At 70.6% G+C, this 17,708-nt stretch carries 19 protein-coding genes; 5 read left to right on the top strand and 14 right to left on the bottom strand.

All coding sequences use genetic code 11. The features are described from left to right. Window positions 1–9 precede the first annotated feature (9 nt). The 3 genes from ACFSC0_RS15345 (at window position 10) to ACFSC0_RS15335 (ending at window position 2,325) form a co-directional block, all read left to right on the top strand. Window positions 10–753, top strand: a complete 744-nt coding sequence (locus tag ACFSC0_RS15345; protein ID WP_377280914.1) for an SDR family oxidoreductase — start codon at window positions 10–12, stop codon at window positions 751–753. A 126-nt stretch (window positions 754–879) separates the two neighbouring features. Then, window positions 880–1,365 carry a pentapeptide repeat-containing protein gene (locus tag ACFSC0_RS15340; protein WP_377280913.1) on the top strand — a complete coding sequence of 162 codons (486 nt, stop codon included), beginning with the start codon at window positions 880–882 and terminating at the stop codon, window positions 1,363–1,365. Window positions 1,366–1,452: 87 nt separating this feature from the next. Next, window positions 1,453–2,325 carry a pentapeptide repeat-containing protein gene (locus tag ACFSC0_RS15335; protein ID WP_377280912.1) on the top strand — a complete coding sequence of 291 codons (873 nt, stop codon included), beginning with the start codon at window positions 1,453–1,455 and terminating at the stop codon, window positions 2,323–2,325. On the opposite strand, the gene aspS is transcribed toward ACFSC0_RS15335, so the two are convergent. The 12 genes from aspS to pyrE all read right to left on the bottom strand — a co-directional run bounded on the left by aspS (window position 2,322) and on the right by pyrE (window position 15,032). Then, window positions 2,322–4,100, bottom strand: coding sequence for an aspartate--tRNA ligase (gene aspS / locus ACFSC0_RS15330; RefSeq protein WP_377280911.1), 1,779 nt, complete (start codon window positions 4,098–4,100; stop codon window positions 2,322–2,324). The genes ACFSC0_RS15335 and aspS overlap by 4 nt on opposite strands. 122 nt (window positions 4,101–4,222) lie before the next feature. Next, window positions 4,223–5,569 carry a serine hydrolase domain-containing protein gene (locus tag ACFSC0_RS15325; RefSeq protein ID WP_377280910.1) on the bottom strand — a complete coding sequence of 449 codons (1,347 nt, stop codon included), beginning with the start codon at window positions 5,567–5,569 and terminating at the stop codon, window positions 4,223–4,225. 349 nt (window positions 5,570–5,918) lie between these two features. Then, window positions 5,919–6,560: a site-2 protease family protein gene (locus ACFSC0_RS15320; protein WP_377280909.1), complete on the bottom strand. Its 642-nt coding sequence runs from the start codon at window positions 6,558–6,560 to the stop codon at window positions 5,919–5,921. A gap of 151 nt (window positions 6,561–6,711) precedes the next feature. Beyond that, window positions 6,712–8,961, bottom strand: a complete 2,250-nt coding sequence (gene parC / locus ACFSC0_RS15315) for a DNA topoisomerase IV subunit A (RefSeq protein ID WP_377280908.1) — start codon at window positions 8,959–8,961, stop codon at window positions 6,712–6,714. Between the two features lie 229 nt (window positions 8,962–9,190). Next, window positions 9,191–9,922: a DNA repair protein RecO gene (gene recO / locus ACFSC0_RS15310; protein ID WP_377280907.1), complete on the bottom strand. Its 732-nt coding sequence runs from the start codon at window positions 9,920–9,922 to the stop codon at window positions 9,191–9,193. 21 nt (window positions 9,923–9,943) lie between these two features. Then, window positions 9,944–10,876, bottom strand: a complete 933-nt coding sequence (era, locus tag ACFSC0_RS15305; RefSeq protein WP_377280906.1) for a GTPase Era — start codon at window positions 10,874–10,876, stop codon at window positions 9,944–9,946. Continuing rightward, a complete protein-coding gene (gene rnc, locus ACFSC0_RS15300; RefSeq protein ID WP_377280905.1) occupies window positions 10,873–11,571 on the bottom strand; it encodes a ribonuclease III in 699 nt (232 codons plus the stop codon). Before rnc ends, era begins: the two co-directional genes overlap by 4 nt. Next, the gene (gene lepB, locus ACFSC0_RS15295) at window positions 11,568–12,344 is read right to left on the bottom strand and encodes a signal peptidase I (RefSeq protein WP_377280904.1); all 777 of its coding nucleotides are present in this window, start codon (window positions 12,342–12,344) and stop codon (window positions 11,568–11,570) included. The genes rnc and lepB (ACFSC0_RS15295) overlap by 4 nt, the downstream gene beginning before the upstream one ends. Window positions 12,345–12,463: 119 nt before the next feature. Next, on the bottom strand, window positions 12,464–13,225 hold the full coding sequence (gene lepB, locus ACFSC0_RS15290) for a signal peptidase I (RefSeq protein ID WP_377280903.1): 762 nt from the start codon (window positions 13,223–13,225) through the stop codon (window positions 12,464–12,466). Between the two features lie 21 nt (window positions 13,226–13,246). Beyond that, window positions 13,247–13,693, bottom strand: a complete 447-nt coding sequence (acpS, locus tag ACFSC0_RS15285; RefSeq protein WP_377280902.1) for a holo-ACP synthase — start codon at window positions 13,691–13,693, stop codon at window positions 13,247–13,249. Continuing rightward, window positions 13,690–14,451, bottom strand: a complete 762-nt coding sequence (locus tag ACFSC0_RS15280) for a pyridoxine 5'-phosphate synthase (protein WP_377280901.1) — start codon at window positions 14,449–14,451, stop codon at window positions 13,690–13,692. The genes acpS and ACFSC0_RS15280 overlap by 4 nt, the downstream gene beginning before the upstream one ends. After that, complete coding sequence (gene pyrE, locus ACFSC0_RS15275) at window positions 14,448–15,032, bottom strand: orotate phosphoribosyltransferase (RefSeq protein WP_377280900.1); 585 nt, start codon at window positions 15,030–15,032, stop codon at window positions 14,448–14,450. Before pyrE ends, ACFSC0_RS15280 begins: the two co-directional genes overlap by 4 nt. 66 nt (window positions 15,033–15,098) lie before the next feature. Here pyrE and ACFSC0_RS15270 point away from each other — a divergent pair, with 66 nt between their 5' ends. Then, the gene (locus tag ACFSC0_RS15270; RefSeq protein WP_377280899.1) at window positions 15,099–15,644 is read left to right on the top strand and encodes a GNAT family N-acetyltransferase; all 546 of its coding nucleotides are present in this window, start codon (window positions 15,099–15,101) and stop codon (window positions 15,642–15,644) included. Between the two features lie 133 nt (window positions 15,645–15,777). Next, window positions 15,778–16,434, top strand: coding sequence for a hypothetical protein (locus ACFSC0_RS15265; RefSeq protein ID WP_377280898.1), 657 nt, complete (start codon window positions 15,778–15,780; stop codon window positions 16,432–16,434). Here the strand turns inward: ACFSC0_RS15265 and ACFSC0_RS15260 are convergent. Further along, complete coding sequence (locus ACFSC0_RS15260) at window positions 16,431–17,099, bottom strand: uracil-DNA glycosylase (RefSeq protein WP_377280897.1); 669 nt, start codon at window positions 17,097–17,099, stop codon at window positions 16,431–16,433. The two genes, ACFSC0_RS15265 and ACFSC0_RS15260, sit on opposite strands and share 4 nt — an antisense overlap. Further along, on the bottom strand, window positions 17,083–17,679 hold the full coding sequence (locus ACFSC0_RS15255) for a LabA-like NYN domain-containing protein (RefSeq protein ID WP_377280896.1): 597 nt from the start codon (window positions 17,677–17,679) through the stop codon (window positions 17,083–17,085). The genes ACFSC0_RS15260 and ACFSC0_RS15255 overlap by 17 nt, the downstream gene beginning before the upstream one ends. Window positions 17,680–17,708 lie beyond the last annotated feature (29 nt).

Below are 17,708 nucleotides of genomic sequence, written 5' to 3'. Positions count from 1 at the left end.
CGCGGCGCGATGCCGGCCCTTCTCATCACTGGCGGCAGCCGCGGCATCGGGCGCGCCACCGCGCTCCTGGCCGCCCAACGTGGCTGGTCTGTGGCGGTGAACTACCGCGCCGACGCCGCCGCCGCCCAAAGCACGATCGCGGCGATCGAGTCCCGAGGCGGGCGCGCGCTGGCGCTCCAAGGGGAGGTCTCGAGCGAAGGCGACGTCGTGCGGATGTTCGAGGCGGCTCAGGCGGCGCTGGGACCTCTGACAGGGGTGGTGGTCAACGCCGGGGTCGTGGGCCCGCCTCAAACCCTCGCCGAGATGAGCGCCGAACGCCTGAAGCGGATGTTCGACGTCAACGTCCTCGGGGCCTACCTGTGCGCGCGGGAAGCCGCCCGACGACTGTCCAGGAGCCGCGGTGGCCAGGGCGGCGCCATCGTCCTGGTCTCGTCGATCGCCGCCAGGCTCGGCTCGCCGTTCGAGTACGTGGACTACGCCGGATCGAAGGCGGCGCTGGACACCCTGACGGTGGGGCTCGCCAAGGAACTCGGGGGCGAGGGTGTGCGCGTGAACGCCGTCCGTCCTGGCCTGATCGACACCGAAATCCACGCCAGCGGCGGCCAGCCCGACCGGGCGCAACGCCTCGGATCGGCGACGCCGATGGGCCGGCCGGGACAGCCGGAAGAGGTGGCCGAAGCCATCCTGTGGCTGCTCAGCGAGGCCTCGTCCTACGCGACGGGCGCCGTGCTCGACATAGGCGGCGGACGCTAGCCGCGAGCGGCCTCCACCTGCGCCAGCAGCGCCAGGAGTTCCCTATCCGGCGCCGATCGTCGCTGCTGGCCCGCCGCTTGCTGTCAGCGTCTCAAACGGACCCACGCTCGAAAGGCGCGTTCCAGAATGAGACCGATCGCCCTCCTCGCCGCCGCCCTGGCGCTGGCCGCCACGCCGGCGCTGGCCCAGAACGCCGGCCAGATCGCCAGCGCCCAGCGGGGCGCCAGCTGCGCCGGCTGCAACCTCTTCCAGGCCGATTTCTCGCGGACCGAGCTGCGCGGCAAGAGCTTCGCCGGGGCGCGGCTGCGCCAGGCGGACCTGTCGGCTTCGGTGATGAACCGCACCAGCTTCGCTCGCGCCGACCTGCGCGACGTGGAGGCGTACGGCGGCGTGTTCACCGGCTCCAGCTTCGCCGGCGCCAACCTGACCGGCGCGAGCTTCGTCGGGACCTACCTGCAGGGCGCCAACTTCCGCGGCGCGGTGCTGGACGGGGCCAATTTCTCGGGCGCCGAGATGGACCGCGCGGTCGGCCTGACCCAGGGCCAGCTGAATCGCGCCTGCGGCGACGCGGCCACCCGGCTGCCGCCGGGCCTCTCCATCCCGCCCTGTTGATCCTCGAAGAATTACCGCGATTTAAGTGGCGGCGGCGTCAACTTTGGCGGCAGATGGTGGCCTCACCCCAGTAGCCGCCAAGGTCTGATGACCCGAATTACTCCGTTCTTCCTGGCTCTCGCCGCCGCCCTGGCCCTGCCGGCGGCCGCCAGCGCCTTGACGGGCGAAAAGGAAGTCCAGCGCTTCACCTCGTTCGGCGGCGCCTGCGCCAACTGCGAGCTGGCGGGCCGGCGGCTGGCCGGGGCCCATTTCATCGGCGCGAACTTCTCCGGCGCCTCGCTGGTCGGGGCCGACCTGCGCGGCGCCAGGTTCGTCGGCTCCGTGCTCGCCAAGGCCGACCTGTCGCGCGCCGACCTCACCGACGCCCACATGACCGGGGCCAACTTCTCCCACGCCAACCTGACCGGCGCGCGGATGCGCGACGTGGAGGCGAGCGGCACGGTCTTCTCCTCGGCCAATCTCTCCGGGGTGGACCTGACCGACAGCCGCGCTCTCGGGGCCAACTTCAACGGCGCCACCCTGACGGGGGCGGCGTTCACCGACGCCAACCTCCAGGGCGCGGTGTTCCGCAACGTCGACGCCCGTGGCGCGAACTTCCGCGACGCCAGGCTGCACGCCACGAACTTCAGCGGCGGCCGGCTGGACCGCGCGTCCTTCCGCTCGGCCAACCTGAGCGGGGCGGCGCTGCGGGGCGGCTCGTTTCGGGGCGCCGACTTCCACGACGCCGACCTGTCCCACGTCAGCCTCGCCGGCGCCGATCTCACCGGCGCTCGCGGGCTTGAGCAATCGCAGCTGAACGAGGCCTGCGGCGACGCCCAGACCAAGCTGCCGCGCGGCCTGACGGTCCGGGCCTGCCGCGGTTCGGGAATCGTTGTGAAGGTCCCGCCGATCCCACCGGTTCCGGCCCTGAAGCCGGCCCAGCCGGGGCCCCGTTACCTGATCATCGCCGAGAGCTTCTAGACCTTCACCGGCGGCGCCAGGCGGATGTGCAGCTCCTTGAGCTGCTTCTCCAGCACCTCAGACGGGGCGTTCATCATCAGGTCCTGGCCCTGCTGGTTCAGCGGGAAGGCGATGACTTCGCGGATCGCGGTCTCGCCGGCCAGCAGCATGACGATCCGGTCGATGCCGGGCGCGAGGCCCCCGTGCGGCGGAGCGCCGTGGCGGAAGGCGTTCAGCATGCCGCCGAACTCGCGCTCCACCGTCTCGGCGTTGTAGCCGGCGATCTCGAACGCCTTCAGCATGATGTCCGGCCGGTGGTTCCGCACCGCGCCGGAGCACAGCTCGTACCCGTTGCAGACGATGTCGTACTGGTAGGCCAGGATATCCAGCGGATCCTTGGTCTCCAGGGCCTCCATCTCGCCCTGCGGCATCGAGAACGGGTTGTGCGAGAAGTCGACGTGGTTCGTCTCCTCGTTCATCTCGTACATCGGGAAGTCGACGATCCAGACGAAGTCGAACCGGTCCTGGGCCACCAGCTCCAGGTCGGTGCCGACCTTGGTCCGGGCCAGGCCCGCGAACTTGTAGAAGACCTTCGGGTCGCCGCCGACGAAGAAGGCCGCATCGCCTTCCTTCAGCCCCAGTTGATCGCGGATGGCGCGGGTGCGCTCATCGCCCAGGTTCTTGGCGATCGGGCCTGCGCCCCCCTCCTCGCCCTCGCGCCAGAAGACGTAGCCGAGGCCGGGCTGGCCCTCACCCTCTGCCCAGGCGTTCATCTTGTCGCAGAAGGCGCGCGAGCCGCCGCCGGGCGCCGGAATGGCCCAGATGGCGTTCTTCGGGTTCTCCAGCATGCGCGCGAAGACGCCGAAGCCGCCGCCGCGGAAGTGCTCGGAGACGTCCTGCATCACCAGCGGGTTGCGCAGGTCCGGCTTGTCGGTCCCGTACTTGGAGATCGCCTCCCGGTAAGGGATGCGCGGGAACGGATAGGGCGTCACCGCCTTGCCGTCCGCGAACTCCTCGAAGACGCCGTGCAGCACCGGCTCGATGGCGGCGAATACGTCCTCTTGGGTGACGAAGCTCATCTCGACGTCGAGCTGGTAGAACTCGAGCGAGCGGTCGGCGCGCAGGTCCTCGTCCCGGAAGCAGGGGGCGATCTGGAAATAGCGGTCGAAGCCGGCGACCATCAGCAGCTGCTTGAACTGCTGCGGGGCCTGCGGCAGCGCGTAGAACCTGCCCGGGTGCAGCCGCGAGGGGACCAGGAAGTCGCGCGCGCCCTCAGGGCTGGACGCCGTCAGGATCGGCGTCTGGAACTCCAGGAAGCCCTGGGCCGTCATGCGGTTGCGGATCGACTGGATGACCTTGGAACGCAGCACGACGTTGCGGTGCAAGGTCTCGCGGCGCAGGTCCAGGTGGCGGTTCTTCAGCCGGATCTCTTCGGGATATTCCGGCTCACCGAAGACCGGCAGCGGCAGCTCGGCGGCCTCGGACAGCACGTCCAGCCCGCGCACGCGCACCTCGACCTCGCCGGTCGGCAGGTTGGCGTTCACCGTTTCGGGCGTGCGCTTCACGACCTCGCCGTCGATCTTGATCACGCTCTCGGCGCGCAGCCGCTCGGCGACGTCGAATCCCGGCGTGCCGGGCGCCAGCACCAGCTGCGTCAGCCCATAGTGGTCGCGCAGGTCGATGAACATCAGCCCGCCGTGGTCGCGCTTGCGGTGGATCCAGCCCGACAGCCGGACGGTCTTGCCCTCATCGGCGGCGCGCAGGGCGCCGCAGGTGTGCGTGCGGAATTGGTGCATCTTCGTGTTCGGACCGGCTGGGTTGGAAGGCGCGGAAGGGCGCATGACGCGCCCCCCTTTGTCAAGGCAAGCCCCGTGCCACGTCGCCGCGTCCCATTTCGGCTGACGGGTGCGCCTCGCGCCTATTTCTCCGGCTCGACGAGCGCCTGGTAGACCAAAGTGCGCGACAGGGCGCCAAGCGGCGTCGTCCCGCTGCGGGACCCGCCCATGCGCTGGATCATGCCGACGAAGAACAGGTCGTTGGTCGGGTCGATCCAGAACCAGGTGCCGGCCGCCCCGCCCCAGCTCATCGTCCCCTCGCCTTCCAGCGTGCCGGCCTTGCGCGGGTCCAGCACGACCATGAAGTCGAGGCCGAAGCCGACGTGCTCGTTGAAGCGCGAGCCGGCGCCGCCGCCGCCGTCGGAGGTGACCAGCACCTTCTCGGGAATGGCGTTGGTGCGCATCAGCTCGATGGAGGCCGGCGAGAGGATGCGCGCCCCCTCCAGCTCGCCGCCGTTGAGGATCATCTGGCAGAAGCGGGCGTAGTCGCTGGTGGTGGAAACGAGGCCCCCGCCGCCGGACTCAAGGGCCGGGGGACGGGTGAAGTCCTGGGCGCGCCCGCCGGCCGGGCTCTGCGAGGCTGCGATCAGCTTGCCATTCCGCGGATCGAAGCCATAGACCTCCGCCAGCCGCCCGGCCTTGTCGGCGGGGACGTAGAAGGCGGTGTCGACCATCTTCAGGGGCCCGAACAACCGCTCCTGCAGGAACTGGCCGAACGGCTTTCCGGAGAGCTTCTCGACGAGGTATCCCTGGATGTCGACAGCGGCGCTGTAATACCAGCGCTCCCCCGGATGATACATCAACGGGATGGTCGAGATCTTGCCGACCATCTCCTGCAGGCCGTTGGCGCGCAGCACGCCGCTGGCCCGGAACTGCTGGTCCACATAGTGCTGGTCCGACAGGCCGTAACCGAAGCCCGCCGTGTGGCTCATCAGCTGGCGCATGGTGATGGGGCTCTTCGGGTCCTCCAGGATCGGCCGCCCGTGGGCGTCCGTCCCGGTCATCACCTTCAGGCCCTTGAACTCGGGGATGTAGCGGGTGACCGGATCGTCCAGCCGCCACTTGCCCTCCTCGAACAGGATCATCATGGCCACGCCGGTGATCGGCTTGGACATGGAGTAGATGCGGACGATGGCGTCCTTGCTCATCGGCCGGCCGGGCGCGGCCTCGCCATAGGTGTTGAAGGCCACGACCTTGCCGTGGCGGGCCAGGTAGGTGGTCATCCCCGCCACCTCGCCGTCGGCCACGACCTTGGCCATCGCCGCGTCCAGCCTCTTCAGCCGCTCGGACGAGAAGCCCACCGCCTCGGGCGAGGCGGCCGGCGCGAGCTCCGCCGCCGGGCGGCGCTGGGCGTAGGCCGGCGCGGCCGAGGCCGCGGCCAGGCTCGCCGCCAGGACAGCCGCCAGCAGTCGTGTTCCACGATGGGTCATCAGCCCCTCCCCCTGAACTTTCTTGTCGTTGGCCCAAGCTTAGCGGGCGGAATCGGCCGTCGCGATTTCAGGCCTGAAAGGCGCCACGCCCCCGGATCGCTCTAGGGACAGGAGCCGGAGACGTAACAGGCGGAGCCGAGGAGCGCGTAGAGCGCGCTGGCGGGACCCAGGGCCAAAGTCGCGAGGATCGTCGGGATCCGCGCCCGCGGCGGGAACCACGAGCGGTTCGCGCAGAAGAGGAGCGGAATGGTTGCGGCCGCGAACACAAGCGACAACCAGTAGAATGGGTCGGCAAATGCGAGCTCTGGGTGCGCCATGCGGCCACTAAAGCAGTCGAGGCTCAGCCAGCTCAATCCCAGAAGCGGAAGGCGTCGAACCCGGTGGCGATGGCGATGCCGGGCACGCCCGCGGCCTGCGTCAGGTCGACGGCGGTTCCGATGAGGGCCTGGGCGACGCCGGGGACGAGGAACAGGGCCAGCAGCAGGCCCAGCATGGCGAGCGGTTCGAACTTGCGCAGTCGCTGACGGACGGCCTGGGGCAGGAAGGGCCGGAAGACGCCGTAGCCGTCCAGGCCCGGGACCGGCAGCAGGTTGAGGATCAGCGCCGTCGCCTGCAGGAACGCCAGGAAGGCCAGGCCCGACACCAGGGCGATCCCCTGCATCTCGAAGGCCCCGAGCCAGAACTGGGCGAGCGCGGCGAGCAGCACGAAAGCGGCGAGCGTGCCCACCGGGCCCGCCAGCGAGGCGGCCGAGCGCCACAGTCGGCTGCGCATCAGATCCTCGCGCAGGTAGACCGCCCCGCCCGGGAAGCCGATGCCGCCGAGCGCCAGGGCGATCAGCGGGATGACGAGGCTGGTCCCCAGGTCGGCGTACTTGAACGGGTCTAGGGTCAGGTAGCCCTTGGTCTCGACGGTGTGGTCGCCGGCCTTCCAGGCGACGAAGGCGTGGCCGAATTCGTGGGCGATCAGCGCGAGGATCCAGCCGGCGACCACGAACAGGAAGGTCAGGACGTCCGGCGCAGCGGGCGCGAAGGCGAGCGCGCCGCCCAGCGCCAGCCACAGCGCCAGCAGGGCGATCGCGGCGCCGCTGATCCCGCGGGGGCGGGGCGTTCCGGACGGCTGGGGCTGCTCGGGCGCGCTCAGCCTAGGCCTGCTTGGGCTTGAAGCGCTTGCCGGCCGGGAAGCCCTTGGGCGCGACCTTGCCCGCGCTGGCGCGCCGGCCCGCCCACTGGCCCCACTCCGGCCAGGCGCGGGTGCGGCCGGCCGGGTCGATCCAGCTCGCCCCCTCGGCGCTGTCGAACACCAGCGCGTCGCGCAGGCCGCCCTCGCGGTAGGACTGCAGCTTCACCCCCTTGCCGCGCGGCATCTCCGGCAGTTCGGACAGCGGGAAGATCAGGATCTTGCCGTTGTCGCCGATCACCGCAACTTGGTCGCCGGTGACCGGCAGGCACAGGGCCGCGCCCTTGGCGTCGACGTTCAGCACCTGTTTGCCGGCCCGGCGGAAGGCGATGGCCTCCTCCTCGGGCAGGATGAAGCCGTAGCCGGCGCGCGAGGCGAGCAGGCGCTTGGAGCCGGGCTTGTGCGGGAAGACCGCCAGGATCCCCACCTTGTCGTCCAGGTCGAGCATCAGCCGCAGGGGCTCCCCGTGCCCGCGGGCGGAGGGGAGCTTGTCGCAGCCAAGGGTGAAGAAGCGCCCGTCGGTGGCGAAGATCAGCAGCTTGTCGGTGGTCTCGGCGGGGACCAGGAAGGCGAGCTTGTCGCCTTCCTTGAACTTCAGCTCGGAGGGATCCTCCACCTTGCCCTTGGCGGCGCGGATCCAGCCACGCTCGGAGAGGATGACGGTGATCGGCTCGCGCACCACCATCGCCTCGATGGCCGCGTCCGGATCGACGGTCGGCGCCTCGGCGAAGATCGAGCGGCGCTTGCCGAGCGTCGTCTCGGGGCCCAGCACGCCGCGGACGTCCTTCAGGCCGACGCCGACCAGCCGCCACTGCAGCTTGTCCGAGCCGAGCATCTTCAGGAGCTCGTCGCGCTCCTGCGAGAGCTCGGCGTGCTCGCGGCGGATCTCCATCTCCTCCAGCCTGGCGAGTTGGCGCAGGCGGGTGTTGAGGATGGCCTCGGCCTGGATCTCGGTGAGTTCGAAGGCGGCGATCAGCTTGGCCTTGGGCTCGTCCTCGTAACGGACGATGCGGATCACCTCGTCGAGATTGAGGAAGGCGATCAGCAGGCCGTCGAGGATGTGCAGCCGGGCCTCGATCTTCGCCAGGCGATGCCGCCCGCGGCGCACCAGCACCTCGCGCCGGTGCTCGAGGAAGGCGACCAGGGCCTGCTTCAGGCCCATCACGCCGGGCGTGCCGCGGGCGTCCAACACGTTGATGTTGACCGGGAAGCGGCTCTCCAGGGCCGAGAGCCGGAACAGGCTCTCCATCAGCACCTCGGGCTCGACGTTGCGGCTCTTCGGCTCCAGCACCAGCCGCACGTCCTCGGCGCTCTCGTCGCGCACGTCGCCCAGCAGCGCCGCCTTCTTGGTCTCGATGAGGCCCGCCAGCTGCTCGACGAGGTCGGCCTTCTTCACCTGGTAGGGGATCTCGGTGACGACGATCTGGTAGGTGCCGCGGCCGGTGTCCTCGCGGCTCCAGGCGGCGCGCACCCGCACCCCGCCGCGGCCGGTCTCATAGGTCTCGAGCAGGGAGGCGCGCGGCTCGACGATCACCCCGCCGGTCGGGAAGTCCGGGCCCTGGACGTGGGCCATCAGGTCGGCGGTGGTGGCGTCGGGATTGTCCAGCAGCAGCAGGCAGGCGTCGATCAGCTCGGCCGCATTGTGCGGCGGGATGGAGGTGGCCATGCCCACGGCGATGCCGCTGGAGCCGTTGGCCAGCAGGTTCGGAAAGCCGGCCGGCAGCACCACCGGCTCCTCGTCCTCGCCGTCGTAGGTCGGCCGGAAGTCGACGGCGTCTTCGTCGATGCCTTCGAGCAGCAGCTGGGCGGCGGGGGCCAGCTTGCACTCGGTGTAGCGCATGGCCGCGGCGTTATCGCCGTCGATGTTGCCGAAGTTGCCCTGGCCGTTCACCAGCGGATAGCGCTGGGCGAAGTCCTGCGCCAGGCGCACCAAGGCGTCGTAGATCGCCTGGTCCCCGTGCGGGTGATACTGGCCCATCACCTCGCCGACGACCTTGGCGCACTTGCGCGCGGCCGCGTCGGGGTTCAGCCGCATCTGGTTCATCGCGTACAGCACCCGCCGGTGCACGGGCTTCAGCCCGTCGCGCACGTCGGGAAGCGCGCGATTGGTGATGGTCGAGAGCGCATAGGCGAGATAGCGCCGCGACAGCGCCTCGCTCAGCGGCTCGTCGATAATGCGGTCGGGCTCGCCCGGCGGCGGGGTGTGAACGGTCATGGTCGAATCGTATCCCTCGGACGCGGGAGATTAGCGGGGAAGCGCGGTGGGGTCGCTGTGACGCATCTTCCCGCGCCTCGCTATCACAGACCTCTCCCGCTCGCGGGAGAGGGTTGGGTGAGGGCGCGCGGCCGNNCCCCCCCCGCCGCGAAGCGGTGGACATCTGTGCGGCGCAGAGTCCCCCCTCACCCAACCCTCTCCCCCCGCCGGGCGGGGGGAGAGGTGAACACTACAGCCGCCCCGCGTCCGCCAGCCGCTCCACGAGCCAGACCCTGGCGGGCGGCAACGGCTTGTTCATCGGGTTGAAGATGAAGGCCTCGAGGAAGTGGGCGGTGATATCGAGGCCCCGCCCCACGTCGCCGGGCTCCAGCGGCGACTGGGACGAGAGCAGGAAGCCCGGAAGCGGCAGCAGGCGGTCCTTGTAGGGCTCGCCGGCGGCGCGGCTCACCGCCCGGCCGGTGCGGGGGCTGACCCAGACGAGGTCGTCCACCGAACCGGTGGCGGCGCACTTGGAGAGGTCCAGCCCGAAGCCGAGGTCCTGCAGCAGGCCGGCCTCAAAGCGGACGAACACCGCCGGCCAGATGTCCGGGTGCGTGAGGGCAGACGTCAGCGCCTCGAAGGCCAGGAAGGCGCCCGGATGCGGCTCGCGCTCGGGCAGCGCGCCCGCCGCCACGGCCGCGGCGGCCGAGAGGCCGGCCAGGGCCAGGGCGTCGTCGAACAGGGCGGCGGGGCCCTCCCCCACCGGCTCCAGCTGCGCCGAGCCGAGCTGGTCGGCGACGCGGGCCCGGTACCTGGCGATGGTCCTGGCGCCCGCCTGCAGGAACGGCCGCATCTTGCGCGAGGCGCCGCCGGCCACGTGGGCGGCGTACTTGCCGTGACGGGCGGTCAGCAGCTCGACGATCGCGCCGGCCTCCCCGTGCGCGCGAGCCGAGAGCACGAAGGCGTCGTCCTCGAATTCCATCAGGCCCTCGGGCCCAGGTCCTCAAGCATCGAAGTCGAGGCCCACGTCCTGGTAGTGCTCGCGCTTGTCCTGCCAGCGCTCGTCGACCTTCACATGCAGGAACAGGTGCACGGGCCGGTCGAGCAGCTCGGTCAGCTCCTCGCGCGCCTTCTGGCCGATCCACTTCAGCGTCTGGCCGCCCCTGCCCAGCACGATCGGCCGCTGGCTCTCGCGTTCCACGTAGATGGTCTGCTCGATGCGCGCCGAGCCGTCCTTACGCTCCTCGAAAGCGGTGGTCTCCACGGCGGCGGCGTAGGGCAGTTCCTCGTGGACGCGCAGGTAGAGCTTCTCCCGGGTGACCTCCGCCGCCATCAGCCGCACCGGCAGGTCGGCGGCCTGGTCCTCCGGATAGAGCCACGGACCCTCGGGCATCAGCTCGGCCAGGCGGCGCTTCAGGTCGTCGACGCCCGAGCCGTCCGCCGCCGAGATCATGAAGACCTCGGAATAGGCGCCGGTCTCGAAGAGCCGCTGGGCGACTTCCAGCAGCCGCTCGCGCTTGACGCCGTCGATCTTGTTCAGCGCCAGGATGGCCTGCCGCCCCGAGGCCTTCAGCCCCTCGACGATCGACTGGACGTCCTGCACCGCCTTGCGGTCGGCCGGGCGGCCGGACTTGTCGGCCACCGCCAGCTCGGCCTGCACGTCGACCAGGTGCACGACGGCGTCGGCCTCCTCGGCCCCGCCCCAGGCGGAGCGCACCATCGCCCGGTCCAGCCGGCGCTTGGGCGTGAAGATGCCCGGCGTGTCCACCAGCACGACCTGCGCCTCGTCCTCCATCATGACGCCGCGCACGGGGAAGCGCGTCGTCTGCACCTTCTGGGTGACGATGGAGACCTTGGTTCCGACCAGCCGGTTGGTCAGGGTGGACTTGCCGGCGTTGGGCGCGCCGATGATGGCTGCGAACCCGGCCCTGGTCATAGCGGCCCCTCTCGTTTCAGAAGCATAACCTGGGCGGCCGCCTTCTCCGCCTCCTGTTTCGAACGGCCTTCGGCGCGCTCGGGTTCGTAGCCTTCGACGAACACCTCCACCGTGAAGCTCGGCGCATGGTCCGGCCCGACGCGGGAGATGACCCGGTAGCTGGGCAGCGGCAGGCCGCGGCCCTGGGCCCACTCCTGCAGCTGGGTCTTGGGATCGCGCGCCTGGGGCGCGTCGAGCCGCTCGAAGTTGTCCTTCCAGTGGGCCAGGAAGAAGGCCCGGGCGGTGTCGAGGCCGCCGTCGATGTAGAGCGCTCCGATCAGCGCCTCGCAGGCGTCGCCCAGGACCGTCTCGCTGTCGCGGGCGCCCACCTTGCTGGCGCTGGGCGACAGGCGCAGAGCGTCCGGCAGGCCGATGGCGCGGGCGACCCGGGCGCAGGCGTGGTAGTTGACCAGCGCCGCCATGAGCCGGCTCATCTCCCCTTCCCGGGCCTCGGTGTAGATGGCCATCAGCCGCTCGGCGGCCAGCAGGTTGAGCACGCGGTCGCCCAGGAACTCCAGCCGCTCGTAGTGGCGCACCTTCACGGCGCCCTCCCCCACCGAGGCGTGGGTCAGGGCCCGTTCCAGGAGCTCGCGGTCGTGGAACTGGTGGCCGATGCGGCGCTCGAGCTCGGCGATGGCGGCCTGCCGCCGGTTCATTTCACCAGCTGCAGGAACCGTTCGGGCCGGGCGCGGGTGAACCAGGTCCAGGGCTGGAACAGGCTCGCCTTGTCCCAGGACAGCAGGACGACCTGGGCCTTGCCCTGGAGGTTCTCGGCCGGGACGAAGCCGACGCCGCCGGCGTCCTCGCCGACACGGCTGTCGAGGGAGTTGTCGCGGTTGTCGCCCATGAAGAAGTAGTGGCCGGCCGGGACCACGAACTCGGGCGTGTTGTCCATGTCGCTTTCGGTCGAGTCGTTGGTGACGAAGCTCTTGCCGCCGGGGAAGGTCTCGCGCACCCGCTTGACCATCCGGGCCTCGCCGAAGGGGCTCTCCTCCAGGACGGCGGCCGCCACCTCGCGCTTCGCCGGCGCGCCGTTGATGTAGAGGGCGCCGTCGCGGACCTGGATGCGGTCGCCGGGCAGGCCGATCAGCCGCTTGATGTAGTCCTTCTTGCCGTCGCTCGGCAGCTTGAAGACGATGACGTCGCCCCGCTCGGGCGTGCGCTCGAAGATCCGCCCCTCGAACAGCGGCGGGCTGAACGGGATCGAGTGCTTGGAGTAGCCGTAGCTGTACTTGGAGACGATGATGTAGTCGCCCACCAGCAGGTTCGGCTCCATCGAGGCCGAGGGGATGGTGAAGGGCTGGAACAGCAGCACGCGGATGACCAGCGCGATCGCCAGCGCGTAGACGATGGTCTTGACGATCTCGACAGTCTCTTTGACCGCGCCGGGCTTGGCGGGGGCCTCGGCGGTCTGCACGTGCTGGCTCATTCAGGGGTCCCTGGGCGGTGTCCGGCCGCCCGGACCGGGGTTAGCTAGACGCTCGCCCGCCCCACGGCAAGGAGAGGGCCGGAGCAAGCGCCTGGCCTGCGGCAATCTAGATCAACGGCTCACAGCCGGCGGAACGAGCGGTCCGCGCGGAATTCCGTGAACCACGTCCAAGGCTTCCAGATGGAGGCTTCCTCGTTCCAGGACAACAGCGCGAGTTCAGCGCGGCCCACCAGGTTCTCCGCCGGCACGTAGCCGACGCCGTAGCCCCTGGGGAACCGCGAATCGCGGGAGTCCTCGCGGTTGTCGCCGACGAAGAAGAAGTGGCCCTCCGGCACGATGTAGACGCCGGTGTCGTTGACCTCCGGGTCCCGGTCCGGCCGATCGTAGGTGATGTAGCTCTTGCCGGTGTCCATCGTCTCGCGGAAGCGGGCGAACTCCAGCGTCCCGAACTCGGTGCGCACCGCCTCCGGCGGCAGCGGCTCGCGCGGGACGGCCTGGCCGTTGATGTAGAGCACGCCCTGGCGGAACTGGACCCGGTCGCCCGGCAGGCCCACCAGCCGCTTGATCATGTCGATGCCGTCGGTGGGATGCTTGAAGACGATGATGTCCCCGCGCTCCGGGGTCCGTTCGAAGATGCGGCCGGAGAACAGCGGCGGGCTGAACGGGATCGAATGGCGCGACCAGCCGTAGGGGTACTTCGAGACGATCACGTAGTCGCCGATCTGGAGCTGCGGCTCCATGGACGACGAGGGGATGGTGAAGGGCTGGAAGGCCAGGATGCGGAAGGCCAGGAAGATGGCGACTGCGACCCCGATGGCCTTCAAGGTCTCGACCGTCTCGTTCTTGGCCGCCTTCGGCGCGGCCTCGGCCCGTTCCGCCATATGCCCTCCGAACCCGCGGCGTCAGGCCCTGGATAGACCAGGATCGCCCCGGGCGCCCATGAACTCTTCTACATTCGGCACAGCTTCGATGATCACGAACGCCTGGGCGTAGGGGTGATCGTCGGTGAGCGACAGGTGGATCACCGGCCGGTGGCCGTCGGGGATCAGCGCCTTCAGCCGCTCGGCGGCGCCGCCGGTCAGGGCCATGGTCGGCTGGCCGGTGCGCAAGTTGACGACGCCCATGTCGCGCCAGAAGACGCCGCGGCGCATGCCGGTGCCGAGCGCCTTGGCGCAGGCCTCCTTGGCCGCGAACCGCTTGGCGTAGCTGGCCGCCCGGTCCGGCTTGCGCTCGGAGCGGGTGCGCTCGACCTCGGTGAAGATGCGCATCGTGAACCGCTCGCCGAACCGTTCGAGCGTCTGGGCGACTCTGCGGATGTCGCTCAGGTCCGAGCCGATGCCGACGATCAAGCCGCCGCCCTTGCGCGCGCTTCGTCCATCAGCGCCCGCATCCTCTGGATGGCCGCGGTCAGGCCGATGAAGATGGCCTCGCCGATCAGGAAATGGCCGATGTTGAGCTCGACGACCTCCGGCACGGCCGAGATCGCGCCCACCGTCTCGTAGTCGATCCCGTGGCCGGCGTGGACCTCGAGGCCCAGGGCCGCGGCCTCGCGGGCGGCCGTGCGGATCTTCTCGAGCAGAGCGGGAGCCTCGGGGGAGCGGTGGCGCACCGCCTCGCAGTAGGCGCCGGTGTGCAGCTCGACGACGTGCGCGCCCGCGGCCTTGGCGGCGGCGGCTTGGGCCGGGTCCGGGTCGATGAAGCAGGAGACGCGGATGCCCGCCTCCCGCAGCCGGCCGATCACCGGGGCGATGCGGTTGTGGCCGCCGATCACGTCCAGCCCGCCTTCGGTGGTGACCTCCTCGCGCCGCTCGGGCACCAGGCAGGCCGCGTGCGGGCGGTGGGCGAGCGCGATCCGCTCCATCTCCTCGGTGACCGCCATCTCCAGGTTCAGCGGCCGGCCGCGCTTCTTCAGGATCGCCGCCAGGGCGTCGATGTCGCCGTCCGAGATGTGCCGCCGGTCCTCGCGCAGGTGGGCGGTGATGCCGTCCGCGCCGGCCAGCAGCGCCATCTCGGCGGCCCGGACGGGGTCGGGATAGGTCTCGCCGCGGGCGTTCCGGATGGTCGCCACGTGGTCGATGTTGACGCCCAGGCGCAGCCGGCTCGTCATGCGGAAAGCCTCCGGCTGCCGGGGTCCTCGATGGGGATGGCGGCCAGCTCCGGCGGCAGCTGGTCGGCCGGGTAGGCCGGCACGTCCAGGCGGGCGAGCGCCACGAACGGCGCCCCGGGGTCGGCCCGGCCGCCCGAGCGGTCGACGATGCAGGCGGCCACGACGACATTCCCGCCGGCCTTGCGGATCGCCTCGACGCATTCGCGCGACGACAGGCCGGTGGTGACGATGTCCTCGACCATGGCGATGCGGGCGCCCGGCGGGATGGTGAAGGCGCGCCTCAGCTTGAACTCGCCCCCTTCCCGCTCGACGTACATGGAGGGGACGCCCAGCTGACGGGCCGTCTCGTAGCCCGGGATGATGCCGCCGACGGCGGGCGAGATGCACAGGTCCACCTCGCCTGCCGCCTCGCGGATCTTGCCCGCCAGCGCCTTGCACAGGCGCTCGGTGCGCTCGGGATACTGGAAGACCAGGTTCTTCTGCAGGAAGACGCCGGAGTGCAGGCCCGAGGAGAGCACGAAGTGCCCCTCCCGGAGCGCGCCCGCGGCGCGGAATTCGGCGAGGACGTCGTCGGTGTTCATGTCCCGCTCCATACACCGCAGCGGGCGGCCTTGTCGCGGGGGCGCGCGGGCGCTTTAGATCCCGCGGTGCCGATCCCCCGCGACATCGTGCTGACCACGCCGCGCCTGACGCTCCGTCCCACCTCGCCGGAAGACGCCCGGCGCTTCTTCGAGATCCAGTCGAACTGGAACGTCACCCGGATGCTGCGCCTGGCCCCTTGGCCGCCCGATCCGGAGGTCATGGCGGCCTGGGTCGCCTCGCATGCCGAAGAATGGGCGGCCGGCTCGGCCTTCCGCTTCGCCGTGCTTGCCGACGGGGCGGTGATCGGCTGCGCCGACGCCGACGACTTCGACGGCGAGAAGGGTGAGATCGGCTACTGGTTCGACGAGGCCGCCTGGGGCCGCGGCTACGCCGCCGAGGCCGGCGCCGCGGTGGTGGACTTCGTCTTCAGCCGGACCGATGTGCGCCGGCTCGAAGCCGGCCGTCTGGCCGAGAACCCCGCCTCGGGCCGGGTGCTCGAGAAGCTCGGGTTCCGGCGCACCTACGATGGCGTGCGCTGGTCCCGGTCGCGCGGGGCTCAGGTGGAATACTGTTTCTACCGGCTGGATAGGCCTTACTCGCGCGCCGGCTGAGCGCGCTTCACAAGCCCCGCCGCCGCGCCCAAGATGGGCGACTGCCGCAACTCGGGACGCGCCGCGGGCTCGTCTGCCGTATTCCGCGGTCGATGGTACGCGTACCCACACCACCGGTTACTTGGAGGCGACGATGAAGCGGACCCTTCCGGCGGCGGCCCTGGCGGCGGCGGCCCTGGCGGCGGCTTCGGGCCCAGCACAAGCGCAAGGCTACTACGATCCCTATCCGGCCGTGGGATACGGCTACGGCTACGGGTATCCCCCCCCGCCACCGGCCTACGGCTATCGGTACGGCCCCGCCGATCCCTGCCGGCGTGAGGCCGGCAACCGGGCCCTGGGTTGGGGTCTGACGGGACTGCTTCTGGGCGGTCTGGCCGGCGGCGCGGCCGCGGCGGCCGGCGTCGTCGCGGAGGGGGCGGCCCTGGGCGGCTTTGTCGGCGCGGTCACCGGCGCGGCCGCCGGATCGGCGTCCGCGGCCTGCGGCACCGCGCGCTACTCGGGCCTGCCGGTCTACGGATCGACGTCGCGGGGCGTGGCCATCTACGGGCCGCCGCGCCCGATGTACGACTACGCCGCCGTCTATGGCCCGCCCCCGCCGCCGCCGCCGCCGCGCTACTACGGCCGCGGAGGATACGACCCCTGCTGCTACGAGCGGCCGCGCGCCTACTACCGGCACAGCGAGAGCTACTATCGCCGGGGCTACGCCGAGCCCTACGACGATTACGAGCCGGAGTACCGCGAGCCCGAGTATCCCGAGCCCGACTACGACTACCCCGAGCCGCGCAACTAGCCGTCCAGCAGCGCCTTCGCCCGCTCGAACACGGCCTCGAACATCGGCGCGGTCAGCCGGCCGGTGTTCGTGTTCAGCCGCGAGCAGTGGTAGCTGTTGAGCACCGTGTAGGGACCGGCGGCGAACTCCGAGCCGTGGCCGGCGATGCCGGCCGAGGCCTTCAGGCCCAGGGCCCGCAGGACGTTGCGGCGCGAGACGTCGCCCAGGGTGACGATCACCTTGAGCCTCGGCAGCGCCTCGATCGTGCCGGTCAGGAACTGGCGGCAGTTGGTCTCTTCGCTGGTCTCCGGCTTGTTCCCCGGAGGCGCGCAGCGCACCGCATTGGTGATCATGCAGTCGACCAGCTGCAGGCCGTCGTCCGGCCGGGCCTCGTAGCGGCCCCGGGCGAAGCCCAGCTTCAGGAGCGTCTCGTAGAGCAGCACCCCGGCGTAGTCGCCGGTGAACGGCCGGCCGGTCCGGTTCGCGCCCATGCGGCCGGGCGCCAGGCCCACGACCAGCAGCCGCGCCTCGGGATCGCCGAACGACGGCGCCGGGCCGTTGAACCAGTCGGGATGCTCGGCCTGGTTCGCGCGCCGGTAGGCCACCAGCCGGGGGCAGAGGGGGCAGTCGCGGAGCGGTTCGGAACTGGGCGGCGGCAGCGCCGAAGCGCTAGTCGACGTCGGCATCCGCCTCCGCCTCGCGCTCGGCCCGGGCTTCCTGGATCATCCGCGGCAGGCGCGACGGCCGGCCGATGATCTCGGCCAGGTCCGCCAGGTCGACGAAGTTGTCCGCCTGGCGGCGCAGGTCGTCGGAGGCCATCGGCGGCTGGGATTTGACCGTGGAGACCACCGTCACCCGGCAGCCCTTGCGCTGGATGGCTTCCACCAGCACCCGGAAGTCGCCGTCGCCGGAGAACAGCACCAGATGGTCGACGTGGCCGGCCATCTCCATCATGTCGACGGCGATCTCGACGTCCATGTCGCCGCGCCAGCGCTTGCGCCCCTGGGCGTCGGTGTATTCCCGCGCCGGCTTGGTCACCAGGCGGAAGCCGTTGTAGTCGAGCCAGTCCACCAGCGGCCGGATCGGCGAATACTCCTGATCCTCCACCAGGGCGGTGTAATAGTAGGCGCGGATCAGCTTGCCGCGCTTGCGGAACTCCTCGAGGAGCTTGCGGTAGTCTATGTCGAACCCGAGCCCCTTGGCGGCCGAGTAGAGGTTCGCGCCGTCAATGAACAAGGCCAGCCTGTCCGTGGGATAGAAGGTCATCCTTGGAGGGGGTCCTGCTTCAGAGGGAG

Origin of the sequence: Phenylobacterium terrae (assembly GCF_042681205.1) — a bacterium.
GTDB classification, from domain to species: Bacteria; Pseudomonadota; Alphaproteobacteria; order Caulobacterales; family Caulobacteraceae; genus Phenylobacterium; species Phenylobacterium terrae.
The sequence above is the reverse complement of the archived record's forward strand: the minus strand, read 5'-3'. Positions and strand labels throughout refer to the sequence as shown.